This window comes from Streptomyces sp. NPDC020845, from assembly GCF_044334165.1.
Lineage (GTDB): Bacteria > Actinomycetota > Actinomycetes > Streptomycetales > Streptomycetaceae > Streptomyces.
This window is the reverse complement of sequence record NZ_JBIRSJ010000022.1, coordinates 1-17,812: the sequence shown is the minus strand read 5'-3', so window position 1 is coordinate 17,812 and position 17,812 is coordinate 1. Positions and strand designations below refer to the sequence as shown.

At 62.7% G+C, this 17,812-nt stretch carries 17 protein-coding genes; 9 read left to right on the top strand and 8 right to left on the bottom strand.

What is annotated here, in order from left to right:
• Together ACH4U7_RS44240 and ACH4U7_RS44235 are read right to left on the bottom strand one after the other, a co-directional pair.
• Complete coding sequence (locus tag ACH4U7_RS44240; protein ID WP_398533437.1) at nt 1-351, bottom strand: hypothetical protein; 351 nt, start codon at nt 349-351, stop codon at nt 1-3.
• A 194-nt stretch (nt 352-545) separates the two neighbouring features.
• Nucleotides 546-1,331 carry a GntR family transcriptional regulator gene (locus tag ACH4U7_RS44235; RefSeq protein WP_398533436.1) on the bottom strand — a complete coding sequence of 262 codons (786 nt, stop codon included), beginning with the start codon at nt 1,329-1,331 and terminating at the stop codon, nt 546-548.
• Between the two features lie 111 nt (nt 1,332-1,442).
• Between ACH4U7_RS44235 and ACH4U7_RS44230 the strand changes: the two genes are divergently transcribed.
• The 3 genes from ACH4U7_RS44230 to ACH4U7_RS44220 are packed head-to-tail and all read left to right on the top strand — an operon-like array spanning nt 1,443 to nt 2,632.
• Nucleotides 1,443-1,850 carry an NUDIX hydrolase gene (locus tag ACH4U7_RS44230; RefSeq protein ID WP_398533574.1) on the top strand — a complete coding sequence of 136 codons (408 nt, stop codon included), beginning with the start codon at nt 1,443-1,445 and terminating at the stop codon, nt 1,848-1,850.
• A 45-nt stretch (nt 1,851-1,895) separates the two neighbouring features.
• A complete protein-coding gene (locus ACH4U7_RS44225; protein WP_398533435.1) occupies nt 1,896-2,330 on the top strand; it encodes an ATP-binding protein in 435 nt (144 codons plus the stop codon).
• A complete protein-coding gene (locus ACH4U7_RS44220) occupies nt 2,327-2,632 on the top strand; it encodes a hypothetical protein (RefSeq protein WP_398533434.1) in 306 nt (101 codons plus the stop codon). Before ACH4U7_RS44225 ends, ACH4U7_RS44220 begins: the two co-directional genes overlap by 4 nt.
• Nucleotides 2,633-2,672: 40 nt before the next feature.
• On the opposite strand, the gene ACH4U7_RS44215 is transcribed toward ACH4U7_RS44220, so the two are convergent.
• From ACH4U7_RS44215 to ACH4U7_RS44200, 4 genes are all read right to left on the bottom strand, one after another.
• On the bottom strand, nt 2,673-4,508 hold the full coding sequence (locus ACH4U7_RS44215; protein WP_398533573.1) for an IS481 family transposase: 1,836 nt from the start codon (nt 4,506-4,508) through the stop codon (nt 2,673-2,675).
• A gap of 533 nt (nt 4,509-5,041) precedes the next feature.
• Nucleotides 5,042-7,642, bottom strand: a complete 2,601-nt coding sequence (locus tag ACH4U7_RS44210; RefSeq protein ID WP_398533433.1) for an NB-ARC domain-containing protein — start codon at nt 7,640-7,642, stop codon at nt 5,042-5,044.
• 645 nt (nt 7,643-8,287) lie between these two features.
• Nucleotides 8,288-8,806 carry an HAD domain-containing protein gene (locus ACH4U7_RS44205; protein WP_398533432.1) on the bottom strand — a complete coding sequence of 173 codons (519 nt, stop codon included), beginning with the start codon at nt 8,804-8,806 and terminating at the stop codon, nt 8,288-8,290.
• A 908-nt stretch (nt 8,807-9,714) separates the two neighbouring features.
• A complete protein-coding gene (locus ACH4U7_RS44200; protein WP_398533431.1) occupies nt 9,715-10,779 on the bottom strand; it encodes a hypothetical protein in 1,065 nt (354 codons plus the stop codon).
• 496 nt (nt 10,780-11,275) lie between these two features.
• Here ACH4U7_RS44200 and ACH4U7_RS44195 point away from each other — a divergent pair, with 496 nt between their 5' ends.
• Nucleotides 11,276-11,605, top strand: a complete 330-nt coding sequence (locus ACH4U7_RS44195; RefSeq protein ID WP_398533430.1) for a hypothetical protein — start codon at nt 11,276-11,278, stop codon at nt 11,603-11,605.
• A complete protein-coding gene (locus tag ACH4U7_RS44190; RefSeq protein WP_398533429.1) occupies nt 11,605-12,246 on the top strand; it encodes a nucleotidyl transferase AbiEii/AbiGii toxin family protein in 642 nt (213 codons plus the stop codon). Before ACH4U7_RS44195 ends, ACH4U7_RS44190 begins: the two co-directional genes overlap by 1 nt.
• 442 nt (nt 12,247-12,688) lie before the next feature.
• On the opposite strand, the gene ACH4U7_RS44185 is transcribed toward ACH4U7_RS44190, so the two are convergent.
• Nucleotides 12,689-14,284 (bottom strand): hypothetical protein, encoded by a 1,596-nt coding sequence (locus ACH4U7_RS44185; protein WP_398533428.1) that lies wholly within the window; start codon nt 14,282-14,284, stop codon nt 12,689-12,691.
• A 332-nt stretch (nt 14,285-14,616) separates the two neighbouring features.
• On the opposite strand from ACH4U7_RS44185, the gene ACH4U7_RS44180 reads away from it, so the two are divergent.
• From ACH4U7_RS44180 to ACH4U7_RS44165, 4 genes are all read left to right on the top strand, one after another.
• Entirely contained in the window at nt 14,617-15,114 is a 498-nt protein-coding gene (locus tag ACH4U7_RS44180) for a hypothetical protein (protein ID WP_398533427.1), read from the top strand.
• Between the two features lie 337 nt (nt 15,115-15,451).
• Nucleotides 15,452-15,877, top strand: a complete 426-nt coding sequence (locus ACH4U7_RS44175) for a hypothetical protein (protein ID WP_398533426.1) — start codon at nt 15,452-15,454, stop codon at nt 15,875-15,877.
• Nucleotides 15,878-16,488: 611 nt separating this feature from the next.
• On the top strand, nt 16,489-16,890 hold the full coding sequence (locus ACH4U7_RS44170) for a DUF6247 family protein (protein WP_398533425.1): 402 nt from the start codon (nt 16,489-16,491) through the stop codon (nt 16,888-16,890).
• Nucleotides 16,887-17,177, top strand: coding sequence for a hypothetical protein (locus tag ACH4U7_RS44165; RefSeq protein ID WP_398533424.1), 291 nt, complete (start codon nt 16,887-16,889; stop codon nt 17,175-17,177). The genes ACH4U7_RS44170 and ACH4U7_RS44165 overlap by 4 nt, the downstream gene beginning before the upstream one ends.
• On the opposite strand, the gene ACH4U7_RS44160 is transcribed toward ACH4U7_RS44165, so the two are convergent.
• Nucleotides 17,143-17,812, bottom strand: a 670-nt coding sequence (locus tag ACH4U7_RS44160) for a DUF6928 family protein (RefSeq protein WP_398533423.1), incomplete at its 5' end; no start/stop codon positions are given. The two genes, ACH4U7_RS44165 and ACH4U7_RS44160, sit on opposite strands and share 35 nt — an antisense overlap.

The window sequence follows — 17,812 nt, the reverse complement described above, 5'->3', positions numbered from 1 at the left end:
TCAGGCCCCCGCACCCACGGGTATGACGGCCGGGGCGATGGCGTCGGCCCGGAAGGCGATGCCGTGCCGCTGCTGCCCGTTGAACACGCTCTCCCACGGCCGAGCAATCAGCCCGATCAGCGTGACCGGCGAGCCGAGAGCCAGCCCGTCGGTCACCCCGCTCTCCGGCACGGTCACCTGAAGCAGGGAAGACTCCCCGCCGTCGATGAAGACGACGCCCAGGCGCATCAGGGCCTCACCGCTCTGGGCATCCTTGGCGATCTCGCCGGTCTGCCGGTCCTTCACCTTCGGCTCAGGCGCCTCAGTCAGCAGGATCGTCGCGGTAGACGTCTCAACACGGATGGAACGCAACTTCTTCTCCTTCTCTCACACTTCAACCATCTAGTCATCTAGACGAGTTGCCGTCCTCCGACCCGAACGGGCGGGAACGGGGACCACCATGCCACACAACTTGCCCACTCGTCTATACGAGTATGTGTCTTCGTGTGTACGAGTCGAGAGAAGCGGCCCACCACGGCCGCGCAGCGCGCCATCCGGCGAGCCTGTCAGGTGGCAGGCAGCTGGTAAGAGAGGACGTACGCGTCAGCGGCCATCACGGTGTCGCAGACCTCGACTGCCCGCCCCTCGGCGTCGTAGGCAGTGCGGATCAGATGGATCACCGGCACACCCGAGGCCAGATGCAGCGTCCGCACCTCGGCAGGCGAGGGCATCCGGGCGCGGATCTCCTCATCGAAGTGGTCCAGGCAGTGACCCATCTCTTCCAGCCGGGCGTAGATGCCGCCGGGGCCGGGGTTGGGCTGAGCAATCGGGGTGTCCCGGGCGAGGTCAAGCGGCAGATAGGACGCGGCGAACTCCACCGGGCGTCCATCGAGGAGATAGCGGCGCCGACGGGCGAGCACCTTCCGGGGCGATCCGAGCCGGGCGGCGATGTCCTGCGAGGGCCGCTCTTCCTTGACCTCCAGGCTGTCCACCTCGGGACGGCTTCCCGCGGCTTCCGCCTCCACCGTGAACGCCGACTTCCCCTGATCACGATGACGCCGCGCGAACCGGTCCGAGGCCAGGCGCCGCACGGGCGGCCGGGGCCGGACGAAAACACCCTTGCCGTGTTCGGAGACCGCCAAGCCTTCCTGTTGGAGCAGGGCCAGCGCGTTGCGGACGGTCATCCGTGAGACGCCGAAGTGCTCGACCAGCTCAGTTTCCGAGGGCAGCTTGTCACCCTCCTTGAAGCGGCCCTTGTCGATCGCTTCGCGCAGCCGGTCAGCGATCTGCCGGAACACGGCCCGATCGCTGGTCGGGTCCAGCGCTCCCAGGACGGAAGTCAGAGAAGGCATGTGTTTGTACTCCTTTAGGTGTCTAGACGAGCGGCTGACCCTGGTTGCTACGGTGGAGAGCCTAGCCAGCCGGAAGGGCAGAGGAACGTGAGCACTGATCGCCCGCACTCCGTGAGCGTCGCCGGGGTCATCGTCGATGACGCCGGTCGCGCGTTGCTGATCAAGCGACGGGACAACGGTAAGTGGGAACCGCCCGGCGGCGTGCTGGAACCCGGAGAAACCATCCCCGATGCCTTGCAACGGGAAGTCCTCGAAGAGACCGGCGTCAAGATCGCGCTTCCCGCGACCCTTACCGGCGTTTACAAGAACATGACTCGCCTGATCGTCTCCATGGTCTTCCGCTGCGAGGCGATCGACGGCACCCCGACCACCGGAGCGGAGACCCGGGCACTGCGCTGGGCCACCCGCGAGGAGGTCATCGAGCTCGCCGACGAGGCGTACGCGATCCGCGTCCTGGACGCGCTCGACAACACCAGCCCGCCGGCCGTCCGTGCCCACGACGGCGTTCGACTCATCTAGCACGAACCCATGACCCATGGCCCCTACCAGCATAGAGGAACTTGTATGCACGAGTATATGAGTAGCGTTCGTGCCTGGGGACTGACTTGCCCAGGATTCCCAGAAGAGATCGGCCGCGCCCGCCGCTGGACCCGCGACATCCTCAGCGCCCACCCATGCGCAGACATCGCCGCCCTCATCGTCAGCGAGCTGAGCACCAACGCCGTGACCCACACCGCCAGCGGCAGCCCCACAGGCACCTTCCATGTCGCTCTGGCCCTGTCGAAGCAGGTCGTAGCGATCTCCGTCACCGACGACGGAGGCAAACCCGAGACACCCCATCCTGCCGAGCCGGACCAGGACGCCACCCACGGCCGGGGCTTGAGCATCGTCATGGCCCTCGCGAACCACCTCGGCATCACAGGCGACGAGCACGGCCGCACCGTCACCGCCGAACTCCTCACACCAACCGCACTCGTCCCACAAGGAGGGGCCCGATGACCACCCCGCCGACCTCGGGCCGCAACGACGGCTGGGAGATGGACCAGCTCCACCGCGACGAGATCACCGTGGCAATGAACTGGGTCATCCGCACGTGTCAGCAGATCGTCCGCGACCGCAGCCACAAGACGTTCTGGGCACCTGCCAGCACCAACGACGGCACCCTTTCACCCGAACAGCTCATGCAGACGGCCCGCACGGATGTACTCGACAAGCTCCAACGGATCATCGAGGGGGCCCAGTTCGTCATGCACCAGGTCGAGCACGAGCGCGCCAAGCGCAAGCTGTCTAGTCCCAGTTGATGCGCGACGTTCTGGTCCCAGCTGTTGCTTGACGGTGGGCCTAGACAACATCGGAAACCTTGTGGGGCTTGTTCGCCTTCACGTGGCGGACAGGGATGTCGGTGGTGCGCTGGATGACGCGGACCTGGCCGTCCAGCTCGACGGTGAGAGTCGATTCCGCCACGTGCACGGTTACGGTCCGGCCCGCGTACGGGCGGCCGAGGGAGACGACCTGGCGGCAGACCATGACCGTACCGACCGCGCTGACCCGCCGCTGGACCCGCACCGGCTCCACCGGGGTCCGGGGCGGCGGACCGGCCGGCCGCAGCCCGCGCAGGCGCTGGACCTCCTCAGCCCTGAGCGGGTTGGGCCGCACCCGCAGCAGCTCCCGCGAGGACAGATCGAAGAACGACAGCGTGGCCTCGTCGATCCGGATGCCCACCTGCCGTCCGCCCAGGATCTCCGCCGCCAGCACCTGACGCCCGCCCAGGCCCACCAGCCCGCTGTTGTTCACGCTCCGGTCCACCTCGAACGCGGCCCCATCCCCGGCCGGCAGTGGCGACGGCCCCGCCGCACGCCCGCCCCGAGCCGCCAGTTGCGCCAGGTCCGCCACCGACAGGTGCGAACGCACCGTCTTGATCCGCGCCCCAGCGACCAGCAGGTGGACCACCTGCGTGTCGGCCCAGAACGTCACCGTCAGCCCTGAGCGGGCCGGACCGAGCCAGAACTGCTTGCCCGCGACCTGCAGATTCCCACTCGCAGGCACCACCCGATCGAACTCCACCGGCCCGCCATGCCCGACCGACGCCACCCCATCCGGCCCCTGAACCGGCAGGTCGGACGCCTCCGGCGCCACCATCGCGGGCACCCGCTCAACCGGCTCCGCCGCAGAAGGCGCCGCTACAGGAGCCGTCCGCTGCTTCGGCACGAGTGAGAGCACCCCGGGCACCTTCAGGCCCAGCACATCCCGTTCCTCCTGAGGAACTGGCGAGAACCGGTCTGCAGGAGCCTGCATCTCCAGCGCCTGATGCGGACGCGAGGAGTTGTACTCCTCCACCCACACATCCAACGCCGACTGAGCCGCCTCAATGCTCTCGAACGGGCCGCAGTCATCAAGGAGTTCACGCCGTAGCGTCTGATGGAACCGCTCCACCTTCCCCGTCGTGGTCGGCGATGCCGGCTGGGTCAGCCGGTGCGCGATCCCGTTCTCCCGGCAGACCCGGTCGAACAACACCTCACCACCCTGCCCGAACCGGTCGGTGAACTGCTTGCCGTTGTCGGTGAGCACCTCCTCCGGCACCCCGAACGCCCGCAGTGCGCCCACGAACGCCGAGCACACCGCACGCCCGGTCGCCCGCTCGACCACCTTGGCGATCACGCAGAACCGGGAATGATCGTCCACACCGGTCACGATCTTCGCCTCGGTCAGCTCCCCGGTCACCGGGTTGACCAGCATCACCCCGCCGACGATGTCCATCTGCCACAACTGCATCGGCCGATCCCGCTGCCAGCGCTTGTAATCCGACCGCCGCCGACGCCGAACACCCGGCTCTACCAGCCCATGCCGCACCAAGATCCGATACACGGTCATCCGCGACGGCACCGGATCCGCCTTCCCCGACCGCTCCAACACATACGCGATCCGCCGCGGTCCCCAACCGGGATGCTTGCGCCGCAGCTCACACACCGCTGCCTCCACCTCAGCAGATGCCTGATGCGGACACGACGCCGGCCGACGAGAACGATCCGCCAACCCCGCCAATCCCGAAGCCGCATAACGCGACTTCCACCCACTCACCGTCTGCCGCGACACCCCCAGCTGAGCGGCAACCTCCGTCACCGTCGCACCCGCCAGCACTGCCAGGACAGCCCGATATCTCTGCTCAACGACCGACAACTCCACCAGCGCCAATCCCGGCCTCCTGCCACGCGCCGCAACGACGCGCACAGAAAAGCCGATCACGGCCACTGTCAACCATCAGCTGGGACCGAAGTGTCAAGCATCTCCCGTGACCGGACAGCGCCAAGCGCAAGCAGTGAGTTACAACCTTCTCTACAGGTTCAAGTCGGCTCGCTCCGCTCACCGCGCGCGGCCCGGCCCCCGGCCGGGCCTGCGCTCCTGTCTCCGCCCCGCTCCAGCCCGGCCGCCGCCCGTGCCGCGCACACAGCAAGCAGCCGCCTGACGTCAGAGAAGGGGTACATCGTGGCTGGGGCGGTCGGCTCCACGGCTTTACGGAGCCACTTTGGGGCGAGCCTCTAAGATCATGGCCCCAACGTCGTGCTTTACCGGGCAGGTCCACAGACTGCCCGACGCGCCGCAAGCTTACGGGGCCATGATCACTCGCCCCAAAGCAGCGCCACCCCAAAGCCGCTCCGCCGACCTGACGCTTACGTACAGCACCGTACTCAAGAGCATTCTGCGAAATACTGCTAGTCGCCTTGGGCGACTTGCACCCAGTTGGCGCGAACGCGTCCATCGGATTCAATCCTCGGAATGAACCGAACGACGCACCCTGCGAGGTCCTCGAGGCCCGCGCCCCGATTGCCATCCTCCAGTGCCGAAGCGTGAAAGAACACGTCTTTAGGGAATCGCGGGTGAGCGATAAACCCGTATGTAGAGCACCAAGCTTTCACCGCACCTTCGACCACGTCGTCGCGTTGTACATCCTGATCCGTTAGCTCCGCATCTACTGACGGTCGAGCATATTCCAAAATCCTGTCACACAACTCTTGGATTTCGGAACTGCTTGTCGTGCGCCGCAGCTTAGCAACACGACCAGGAAAGTAACGCCACACCCGGCATGCCTCAAATGCAAAAAGTTGTGTGCTGACGCGCTTCATCATGCGAACTGTTTGAGAGTCCATTGTGGCGCCATCAACGCCCGGTGACGTTATACACCGAATATACTGCGACACACTTTCCAGAACTGCATCGAAGAGACGTAGGTCGGATACGCCGCCCCGGATCTCCTGGTCGCCGATGGAGAAGCCGGCGTGAGCCTTGTCTGCGGCCTCCAGTGCTCTGTGTTCGTGGTCGACAAGGTACTCTGACCAGCGTCGCCAGGAGTCCACAAGGGCAGTAAGCGTAATGAGCTTGATCCTCCCTTCGGCGCGATCTAACCCCCACTCAAGCAACTGCTGACCTTCGCCAAATTCCTTTACCCAAATCAAGTAAGATCCGAGCGTTTGCGCCGTCTCTGCACTGTTGAAGTACTCGTGCGCAATTCGCGCGTACTCCACGGCTTTGTCAGTTTCATGCGCCTTCCTCGCGAGATGACCGGCGAAGAAATAGGCCACAACCGCCTCAGCAAGACCACCGTCACTTGCCCTGGCCTTCCTAAAAGCCGCTAGATAAGCAGACGTCGCCGTCTCAACGTTTCCTTGCGCCGACAGGATGAAGCCTTGAACACGATCCACCTCCCAAAATTCTGGGCTCATGGATCGCGCCTTCTCCACCAACGTTAGGCTCGGCCCGAAGGCACCCTCTTTTGATTCCGATAGAGCCTTCCGGAGAAGGTGCGCCACGGGTTCATCGTTATTTGTGCGCGTGCGCACGACGTTAGGCGCGAGCTTCCTCGCCTTTTCGTCGTTACGTCGACGCTCGGCAGAACGCCTGAAGTCTTGCTCTTTTTCCAAGATCGCGTTTACTGCGACTGGGTTCGGCGTATTCACCCGCCGTAGGTACGACTTAGCAGTCTCCGTGAGGCTAACTCGCGAGATCAGCGACCCATCTGGATCGTTCTCCAGGCGTACCATAGAACCCTTGAGGAGCTCTTGGATCGACCTACGCAGCGAATCAATATCAACCTCCGTGAGTACGGCCAACTCCTCGAAGGCGACTTCTCTTTCGAGAGCGAACAGCGCCAAGAGAACACCTTGCGCGCTCTGTGTCGTGCTCTCGTATACAGACCTCACACAGAAGTCCAAAAGCTCTTCTTGGTTCGCCAGGGCCAAGTTAGGCTGTTCACCTGCCTCCACGGATAGGATGTACCACCGAATAGCCAAGGGACTATACCTAAGCCTCTTGACCACTTCATTTACTGTATTGGGAGCTAGGCGTACCAGCCTAGAAACATCTCGCGATCGAGCGAAGTGACGGAAGAGACTTGAGGCGTCCTTTTCCTTCAGTGGACCCAAAAGAATTCGACGCTCGAACTGCCCCACCCCAACACGACTTGTGAACAGATAATTGACGCTGTCCGGTAGCCGTTCGTATAGCGCCACCACCTCTTCACTGTCAACAGTTTCCAAGTTGTCAATAACGAGGAGGGTCTCAATCCCTTCAAGAGCCTCTGCAAGATCGTTGATGCCGCCACGGAAATCGGCATCAAAAGCCTGACCGAGCTCTCTCGCAGCACCTGTGAGATCTCTAATCGAGTTCACGATACCAACAACTCCCGAGGCAGTCAGTCGCTCCGTCTTGAGTGAAACCCAGAGAATGCATTCGTAGGGCGACTCTGGATCATCTGCCAGCGTGTAAGCCGCCTCAAGCGCGGTTGCCGTCTTACCGATTCCTCCCTCGCCCGTAATCGTAAGCATTGATTCCCGCCGCTTGACGAGATGAGAGACGATCTTCTTGCAGTCCTCGGATCGACCAATCAGCCCCGTTTCGTCGTACTCCGGAAGAGGCAGGTTATGCAAGACTCGATCTGAGCGTCGCCCTTGGGTTTCGAAAGCGGGTTCCCAAGTGGGGTCTGCGTCGAGATGATCCAGAATGCCCTTTAGAGTGTTCCAGTAACGGGTTTGGAAGTTCCTGCAAACACTGACAGCCGTCTCCGGGTCCCCAGCCCGTAATGGTCGCCCATGCATCACTCGATTTCTGATAGGCACGAGTAGATCCATGGACGGAGTATTCTCGCGCAGTTCTCTCCCTAGGTTTGCGGGCAGAGATTCGCGATGCCTGTTGAGAACGTCATAAGCCTCACGCATGTCCAAATATTGGACTGCACTAATGGGTTCCCCTAGCCCCTCCGCCTCGCGGCGCAAATTTGCCTTGTCGTAGTTTGGCCCCAGAGCGGACTCTTCGTCCATGTGATCGAGCACGTAGCGGACTAGGAGGTTCCGCATGTCGGCTTCAACTGAGTCAACGAGAACGTAGAGTCGAGACCTTGTCATACGAGTATGGGGAATCACTCAGTCTCCCAGGTTGGCACCGTCGAGCCGACAATTTTGCCATCGCCTAGTGCACCCGTCAGTGAAACCTGCAAGTTTCTCAGCGGCAGTGGTGTCCTCGGCAGTGCGTCACTCAGCCACCAGACCTTAGGCGCACCAGATGGGGTGGCAGCAGTGGAGCGCCAGGGTGCCCCGTCAGCGAACGCCGAGGCCCTGCCGGCCGAAGCCAAACCACCGTAGAGCTTCACGAGACCCGACGGGGAAGCAGCATGACCAAACGTGGCGCCCCGACCAAGGCCGGGGGCGGTGCCAGCGGCCAGTACCGACCAGCACGTCTCTGTGCCCGATCCACCAGGGACCGTGGTCCCCGTACGGTCTCGCCCAAGGCAGAGAGAAGGAAGCCAAGAGAAGCGCGAGATCCTCAGTAAGCGCTAGCTTCGGCTGACATCCACGGCTGACATCAACAGCAGCAGACGCAGACATCCGCGTACGGCCTGTCACGTACCACCCGACCTTGCGCGGGCGCCTTCGGGCCGTGCCCGTATCGAACTCCTAATGCGGTGCTCATCTCAGCATGACGGAACGGAGCCAGTCGGCGAGCGCGGAGAAGTCGGCGTCCACGAGGCCCGTGGTTGGGTCGACGCGATGAAGCAATGACGGCGCGAGGTGACTGGCGTCGACCCACAGGCGGTCCATGGCGCTGATCTCGTCATCGACCCAGATGAACGGCTGGCCGTCGGCCCACTCGACAAGGCGGCGGGTCTTCCAGTGCAGGCCGCGCGGGCCTTCGTCGGCGCAGGGGGCCGGCCACTCCACCACGGGCAGCCTCGGCAGTCCGATGCGTGGGGAGACAGCCTCGTTCGCCTCCTCCATCCAGGTCGTCGCCCACACAAGATGGCAGCCCAGGGCCATGAGACGCGCTCCGAGCCCAGGATCGAGCCGCTTCAGCAGTGGGTTCCCCTGATCGGGAAATGTCGAGGGGACGGCGGCAGCGGTCTGCGGGTGGCAGGACGATGAACCGAACGGGATGAGTGGACCGTCGACGTCGAGGAAGAGGAGGGGATGCTCCGTCGCGCTTGTCACGAGGGCACGATAGCCCGGCTTAGCAAGGAAGCGGCCCCCTCGTTGCTGGGCCGTCTCTGGGCCGTCCGAGGCCGCTCGGCAGTACCCAACAACGACCGATGACGGCCGCTCAGAGCGGAGTGATCAGGGCGGCCACCAGGGATAACGCAGGTCGCCAAGATCCCCGGCAAGACCCAGGGCAAGAAGACAGACCTTGGCTCGGTCTTTGAGACCCCGCCGACCTCACTTCACGATGCCGCGCTTCACATAGGATCAGATGCGTCCGTGATCCCTTAAGGGGGGTGGTCCCAGTTCGACCCTGGGGCTTCCGTGGGTGGTCGACTGCAAAGTGCTGACCATCTATCTCGTCGCCGGGATCGTCATAGCAACGGGAACCAAATGGCTCATCACACGAGTGATCGAGCCGAAGGCGATCAAAGCGCGGGAGCGCATCAGCAAGTCGACGATTCGAGAGGTGGTGGTGGGTATGATCTCGAACTTCGTGGGAGGGATCGGCGCCAAGTTGACCGTCGCCGCCTTCACGGAAGCTGGAGTAACCGGTAGCTCGTCCCCGCTTAAGGGATCACGGCCGCAGCACCCAGGCTCCTGCGCTGGCTCCCGGCATAGCTCGCCTGTGCCAGATGCGTGCCAGAACGAGCGGTGAACCACGGTAAACACAGGCAACCACGAGTCGGGCTTAAGATCACCCCAGGAGCCGTTTCCACAGGTCAAAGCAGTGATCTAGCTCCGCCGCCCCGTGATTCCCAAGCTCAGAGCGCGAGTTCGATTCTCGTCACCCGCTCCACCACAAAACCCCCCGCCCGGTCAAAGCTGCTTGAGAAGTGCACTTCCCCGAACTCGACGGACCCGACATCGCGACAGCCGCCGCCTGACGGACGATGCACACCGCCATCTGCTCCGCCTGGGCTTCAAGATTGCTCGTACTGATAGCACAATTTTGGCTTAGGTTCACCCAGTTCGCATGGGCATTCGATGTCGGGAAAACCGCACCATCGCCCCTCAGCAATCTCCTGGCGAAGTGTAGCCTCCTCCGCCTCCCTCTCCGAGGCCAAGCGAGCCTGCCACTCAACCGGGTCGCGGTCTGCAGGAGAAGACACAAGCCCTTGCTTGCCTACGTCGAGACTGAAGGGGATTCCAAGTGGTTCGAATTCATCGACGTCCGCCTTCAACCCACAGATCTGACAGAAATAGGAGTGCGCTACGAATACGCTTACTGAGTTCTCATCAGCGGGCATCGAGTGGCCAACCAGCATTCCGGTGTGCCCCTCCGTCGGACATGGCACGCCGTGCCCGGATCCCCCAGGACCAAACATCCCTGTATAGCCCCAAAGGATTGGCCCTTGAGGAACCGGCGCGTTTGATTCACCGTAATTCTCCCTGATGCGCGCACGCGCTTTTGCCAGTCGCGCACGCATACGACGAGTGACATCGTCTAGATGCGCCTTCCCAAGACTCTCCCGGATGTCCATCCACGTACCCCAGTAAGCACTACTTGATTCCCCTAGTTCCTTTATCAGCGCCTCTACGATTTCGAAGCATGTAGCTATATTATTCTCGGCCATGGAAATATCAACAACACCGAGATGCGCAACACTATTGCGCGCATTTAGGGCAGATGTCCAGCGTTGCTTACTTACGCGGTCGAGACCTTTTGTGAACTCTCGCGCGAGCTCCAAGGCGTCTCTCGCGGTAATCGACGCCCCCGTCTCCAATCGACGTTCCGCAGCGTGCTGGGTTCGTTGGCTAATCGCCCCTGTTAGATGCAGCAGCATCGTGGTGTTGTCTGCAATAAGTGCGGGCTCCACCTTAAACAAGAACGCTTTAAGGAGATGCTCAGCTGCAACTTGGGCATGGTGAACAGCGAGATCGTACGCAGGCGGCTCAGCAGCGGCATGCCGCATGGCCTCGTGCATCCAACGCCTCGAAGATGCAAGGAACTTGCCCACATCGAAGAGCTCACCACTGCTAGCCATGTGGAGATCGTAGCTAGCCCCATGGACCGCGTACACGAGATTCTCTGCAGGCACGGACGGCAACGAGAGATACGCCGACAGGTAAGTGCGGGGCCAGCGGCGTCCGACACAGCGACCGCATCCCCACGTCGGTCCGCACCAGATGCGCACCAGATACAGCGGTAAACAGCGGTCAATGACGGGTACTGCGGCGGGCACACCAGCCCGCCGTCAGCACTCGTTTACGCTGGTCAGCGGCATGATCAGCGTCGAGCACCCTGTGATTCCCAAGCTCAGAGCGCGGGTTCGATTCCCGTCACCCGCTCCACGACGAAGGCCCAGGTCAGCGACCCGGGCCTTGTTTATTGTCTAGACCTCTCTATGCCGCCCGTGCCCATTGCGTGCCCTATCAGGCGCCGAGCATACCGACCAATCCCTCGCAGCCGACGTTCACTCCGTAGTGCACTCGGCTGCGATATCAGTGCCGTTGGCAGGCTCTATCAGGCATGCTGGAGCCATGAGCAGGTATGCAGCGGCGAAGCCATACGTACTGCCGGAGTCGCTCGCCGAGCTGAACGGGCCCACCACCGGTGGCGTCACGCTGCCGCGCCACATCGACTGGGGACCGCACTACGTCTACGACCTGGCCGACGAGGCGGACTTCCGGCTGATGTACGAACGCGTCATCCGCGAGGCCCAGACGCGCGACGACCTCAGTGCGTACCTGCACGCGACGTCTCTGCGGCAGGTATGGCAGGAGCTGTTTCTCCCCTTCCCTGTCAGGGCCGCTTGGGAAGCCCGCTTTCCTGAACTCCGCGAGTCCGGCACGACGACAGCCGCTGCCTAGTGGACGAGCTGCACCGTCAACTGATTCGCATCGGCCTGGACGCACTCGCCAAGGACTACGGATACGCGCTCGCGGGCGGCTACGCCGTCCAGGCCCACCACATCGTCAACCGAGTCAGCGACGATGTGGACCTCTTCGCCCCCTTCGAGAGGGCGAGTCACGAGATGAGCCAGGCTGCGGAGCGGATCACCGCTGCCTACGAAGCCGCCGGCTACACCGTTTCGCAGGCCCATCTGACCCGCACCTACACCAGGTTGAACGTCACCGACCCAACTTCAGGCACTCAGAGCAAGGTGGAGCTCGTCGCCGAATTCCTGCACCACACACCAGTCGAATCCGACCTCGGCCCGGTACTACACCGCGACGACGTCGCCGCAGGCAAGACCAGCGCACTGTTCACCCGAGCCGAGGTCCGCGACGCCATCGACGTCGCGGGACTGTTGAAGGTCGGCTACACACGCGAACAGCTCATGGAACTCGCCGCCCAGAACGACGCCGGCTTCGACCGCCGCATGTTCGCTGACTCGCTCGGCCGCATCCAGCGCTACACCGACAAACAGTTCGCCGCCTACGACATCACGGCCGACGAGGCCACGGCAATTCGGCAAACCTTCGCCAACTGGCAGCAGCAACTGCTCTGAACCGCGCTCCGCACCCCGTTCGGCCGTCCCGCAACACTTCACAGTGCGCGCTGAGGCCGCCATCAGCAGCACCGGGTCCAAGCCCACGCAGCCCAAGGGAACCGACAAGTTCAAGCGCCTAGCAAGCGCGGGGCGTGCGGTCCGGCGGCACGAACCGCTGCTCCTGCTCCGCCCCTCTCCGGCCCGACCGCCCGACCGCATCAGACACCTTGGCTGAGGAGAAGAGCGCCGTCGTGGCTGGGGATCGGCTCCATGCACTTCCCCGGTCCGGGTCCGCGCCGGACAAGGCCAGGGGGCCAGTCATGCTCATTGCGGGCAGGTCCAAAGCCTGCCCGAGTTTCGGGCCAGCGTACGACCCCGTGACCATGCCCGACCCCAAATCAGGCAGGCCACCGCTCACACCTGCTCCACCGACCGCGAGCGGCGGCTTTCGTGTGTCTCGTTAGGAGACGGTGCGGGTTCCCGGCAGCGTCGAGATGAATGTATCGACATCAAGCACTGCTCGCCTGATAGCGCGAAGATCCTGGGTCGGCACTTCGACGTAATGGGGCTCCTCATCCTCCGGCCCGATTGGCAGCACTCCTTGTGGCGCGTAACGAGTCTGCATGAGGTCGACATAAGCGCCGTAGTCAATCACATACACGTCATACCTTTCGCCAGGTTCATCCTGCGCAGAGTAACCCCGTCGGACAACATGGAGAACACGTGCATCAAACAACGCCAGCAATAGCGAGTTATTGGCATCGCGCTGATTGACCAAGAACCCGCGGGCGCGTCGCTCGCGAATTACCTTGTCGATAATCCAGTTCAACAGCCTGGAGGCCTCTTCTTTACTTCTGAGAGCCGCCTCCTTGTCCGACTGGAACCACCCTCGACCAGCAGCCCGCACATCGTGAACAGAAATCTTATCCATAGCAGCCCTAACCGCCGCCTTTGCCGCGATATTCAAAGCATCACGCGGAACTCCTTCAGCCGCGCGCACCAATTCATCGAAAGCGCGCGTATCGGTAAACCCTTGACGAACAACCCCTTGCGGACTAGATATGCCAGACAAGGGAGAGTTGGGCGCACCGCCCAAGGTTAGATGGTTGAAGAATAGGCTCTTGAAGAATTCACGAGACCGTTCCTTGTTCTCTTCGAACACCATGAATTCGTCAAGACTTACGTTGGCTGCAATATCAGCCCCAAGCTCGAGACCGATCAACTGGCCGGATGGTAGCGTGGCACGGAAGTTGGTCTGCTGCTCGATCGCCGCGATCTTTACGGTCAGCCCCTGAATCGGCAGAAGGCATCGAACCAGGAATTCGCCCATGTAAGGCTGAATCTCACCAGGAACACTGCTCCATTCGTCAAGTAGAAGCCATACGCGACGACTCCTGAGTGACCCAAACAGGGAACGCAAGCTTCGCGCTATATCGCTAAAATTTAGCGATATCCCCTCAGTGCCACGACGAATCTCCGTCGTCATCCTTCTGGTTTCGTCGGAGTCTTCTGCCGAAAGATCCACCTCAGGGGCTTTAAAGCCGAGCTTGACAGCTAATCCTGACTTCGACGCCTTAACCCTCTCACCCTCCTTCGATACCTCAACCTCGCCGGACACTCGGACCGTCGAGATGGAATCGAGAAGAGCGTCGAGTTTGGAAATCAGCGCAACATCCGTGATTAGATCGTCGTCCTCGAGGGCTGCTTCCATTAGAGAGTCATGGAATTGATTAAGCAAGTCGACTAGCAGCCTGGAGGCCCGCTCCGTGGGTTTCACCTCCTCTCCCAAGAAGAGGCCCTCGGGAGATCCTACGGTACGCAGGTCAAGATAGACAGGAATATCCCCATTAGCCCTTAAAATCGTTTCAAGGTACCTGAACGCGTGAGTCTTTCCCGTGCCTCGTCGACCGTAAATGATCTGGTGATCGACCGCTTCCATGACGACAGCAACACCCGAGTCAACAAAAGTGTCCCTCAACTGCTCGGACTGGCGCGACTCAGCCCGTTTGGGTACAAGATTGAGAGCTCGGTTCAAAGGAGACAGTCCGGATGCCATGTGGTGATGATAGGGCCAGTAACGCCTTGATGGGACACTTTGGGTCAATTGCTGTTGAACGGCGAGCTCTTCCCGCGAGCACTCAGGACGGGCCTACACGCATGTAGAGCCGCTCCGTCACCTGTGGCCAGATCGCTCCCTTGTGGGCGCTTCGTAGGCGTGTCACACAGTTCATGAACGGGTGTCGGGGAGGGGGACGCTGCATGTCTTCATTGAACGAGGATCGAGCTGTGCCATCGGCTTGGGCGGCTGAGCTGTTTGGGCGGCACGCCGGGGAGCTCGCTGCTGCGGTTCCGGTGCAATTGGCTCGGGCTCACGCTCGGGCTCATGCCGTGCACCTGACGGCGGGCTTGAAGAAGCGAAGCCCCTACGGAGTCACCCTCGCGGAGGCCGTACGCGAGAACCTGGCGGACACGGCGCGGGAGCTGGGCGAGTCCGTGCGAGACGTGCGCGGGTACGAATATGCGGTGATCAACGATCACGCACTCTTCCCCTTTAGATACGCAGACAGGCCGAGGCCTCTCGATCGCGCCCGGTTGTCCTCCAACACTTCCCCCACGCGCCGTCGGCTGTTGCGGGCGCACGGGCCGCAGCCTCAGGAGGGGCTGTTTGACCTCGACGACGACCTGACAACGGAGGAGTACCTGGAGCTACACGAAGCGTTCGAGGAGTTGGGGGCATCCACAAAGCTCGTCTGCATCTTCTTCACGGCCGACGTGGAGAACGGCATTCATGCCATCCACTGGGGAGAAACCCACCTCGAACCAGACCGCACCTTCACGTGGCACCACAGCGAACAGCTCCCAGTCGTTCCTCAGCCGATGGAGTAACCGGCGAGGGCTGTCTACCTAGCGTCGCAGACGAGGCTGCTGATTCTTGGGCCGTCCGAGGCTCTCCGAGGTCGACCAAGGATGACCAACAGCGACAGTCGAACCACAGCCGCCAGTAGCGAAATCGCAGGTCAGGGCCAACCGGTCAAACGGGTTTCCGTCGCGCGGCGGCGCGGGCAAGGTAGGGCGTTCCTCACCACATGGACGAAGGTCCCGCAGAGACACGCGTACCAGATCTGGGCCGGCAGCGCAGTCATCAAACCCGTTGGGCGATTGTGGGTACCCCGCCAGCACTGTACGTTCCCGCCTACGGATCGAATCGGCTCGGAGGGGCGAGATGCCTGGATACGGCCGTGCAGACAGCGAGTGGGACTTGCTCGTAGCCGCCGGGCGGGAGTTCCTCGTTGAACGCGCGAAACTTGGCAAGCTCACCTCGTACACGGAGCTCAACGTTACTTTGGCCGGGCGAACCGGCTGCCGCGCCTTCAACTTCGCACGCGCTGACGAGCGGGCCGCCATGGGGCGTCTGCTGGGACTGATCGTGGAACGAGATCAGGAGATCGCTCCCTCTGATCCTCCTCTGATGCTCTCGGCTCTGGTGAACTACTTGAGCGCCAACGACGCTGGGCCCGGCTTTTATCAGTTAGCCAAGGAGCTCCAGCTTCTCCCCATGAGCGCATCCAAGGACGAGAAGTTCGCCTTCTGGATCAAGCAAGTGAAGCGGCTCTATCAACGTTACGGGGCTGACCCGGCCATGACCTGAGCGGGAACGGCCCGAAGTGTCTAACCGCGTGACAACCGCATCGAACGGCGGCGGGCAAGCGCGCACACCTGCGGAACACCGCCGCAGGTGAGAGGCACACCGCCCAAGGTCGAAGAGGCTCCCGAGTTACTTCAGAACGAAGAGGTCGCGTGCCAGATGCGTGCCAGAACGGGTGGTGAGCCGCGGACAATAGCGGTCACTACGAACCTGGGTCCTGAGCTGCATCGAGAGTCATTTACGCAGCTCAGAGCCACATTCAGGCTTGAACAACCGTTGATTCCCAAGCTCAGAGCGCGGGTTCGATTCCCGTCACCCGCTCCACGACGAAGGCCCAGGTCAGCGACCCGGGCCTTGTTTGTTGTCCAGCCCTCTCCGTGGCACCCGTGCCCGTTGCGTGCCAGATCAAGCGCCGGGCATGCCGACCGATCGCCTTGCCAAGCCGGGCGGGCCGACTCCTCCCCCTCTCAGTCAAGACGACTCGCCGCCGTCAAAGTGGCGGCGGTCAGCAGCCCGCCGAGTGAGCTGAAGCGGACCATCTCCATGCGCACGAGAGGGACGAACACGTACCGTAGGGCGCACAGCGGACCTGCCGATCCTTACTGGAGACCGCGATGACCACGCAGCCCGAACATCCGATGCACGACATCGCCGACAGTGATCCGGAAGCCCACCGCATCGCCCAGCCGGCGAGCACACCTGAGGAACTGCGCGCTGCTCTTGCGCTGATCGCCCCGGACGCACTGCCGACATTTGATGCCGAGCGCGCCGCGGCACTCCGGCAGTCCCGAGAGCAGGTGAGCGCGGCACCCATGCGTCGCTTCGTCGGGCAGTGGGCCGTCTACGTGGCCGTCGAGCGCCACCCGGACCGAGCCGCCCGACTGCGGGCGCTGGAAGCCCGTGCAGCCGAGACCGGCGATATCCACGAGGCTCGCGAACTTGCGGCGGAGATCGGCCGCATCCTTGACACAGCATGCGCTGAAGCCGGCATCGACCAGGAGCAGGGTGCAGCGTGAGCGACCGGGACACATGGCGTTGGGAGTATGACCCGGACGCCGAGCACGTCGTGTCGGGCCTGCCCCCGCAGGTGGTCGCCGAGGTTGAACGCCTTGCGGGAGAGATGGTTGCACTGGCCGACGTCGGCGTTGACGTCACGGATCTTGGTCAAGGACCGCGACGGGGCGTGCCGGGCGGAGTGCGGCGCATCCCCCTGCTCGTCGACGGCTGGTTCTACGCGCTGCCCCTCCCCCGGCTGCGCCTCATCGCGATCACGCGAGTGATCCCCCCATTCTCCGATCTTTAGCAGGTGAACAAATCTCGCTTCGAGGGACTAGACCCCAGCGCGGACTGGTCGGCAGTGCGCCAGGTTCCGCACCAGAAGCGCACCAGGTCGGCTCAACAGCCCTCCGCAGCGCTGCTTCCCCCACCTGGGGACCGGGCCCGTCCGGGTCCTGGACGCGGAAACCATGAAGTTCGATGCCATCCGCGTCGACGTCGTCAGGTTCGGGGCAGCCCTCCTGAATGAACCCGCAGAGCGCCCGCAGCGCGTCCTCACCGAGGTCCAGGGGGTGGAAGGGCAGCGGATATGGCTCTTTCTCCTCGCCCGGCCAGGGAACAACGTCTGCGGGACGCTCGCCGGACCAGTAAGGAAGCTCGAAGGGGAACGAATCCCCGATATTCTCGATGACCCCATCGTCCGGCGACAGGCTCAAGGAGCGGATAAGGCGTCCGTCGCACCACACGGCGAACGCGAACCAGTCGACCACGCTGTGCATCGCATGCAGGATCAACCGTCGTCCTGCACTCGCAGCGATCAGATGCTCAGGGAGCCGCGACGGAAAATTGTCGGCGACGGGCGAAAACTGACCGCCATACGACGGATGAAACGGGACCCGCCGGAGTAGATCCGATTCTTCTCGCGATCGTCTGATCATTCTG